Below are 204 nucleotides of genomic sequence, written 5' to 3' on the forward strand. Positions count from 1 at the left end.
GGGCAAGGGCAAAACCAACTGGTAGCCTACTATGTGGCAGAACAAGAAATGAATGCAGGTGTGCTGCGCAGCCTACTGGGTGAAAAGCTGCCTCACTATATGGTACCTTCATACTTTGTACAGCTGGAGTCCATGCCGTTAACACCGAACGGCAAAATAGACCGCAAGGCATTGCCAGCACCCGAAGGCAGCCTGCAAACGGGA

Annotated in this window: 1 protein-coding gene; it reads left to right on the plus strand. The window is 52.5% G+C overall.

The genetic code is table 11. The features are described from left to right. Positions 1-204 (plus strand): AMP-binding enzyme (locus C1T21_RS26900; RefSeq protein ID WP_146032532.1); only part of this gene is annotated, 204 nt, incomplete at both ends.

It is taken from the genome of Paenibacillus sp. F4 (assembly GCF_002894905.1).
Classification (GTDB): Bacteria; Bacillota; Bacilli; order Paenibacillales; family Paenibacillaceae; genus Paenibacillus; species Paenibacillus polymyxa_B.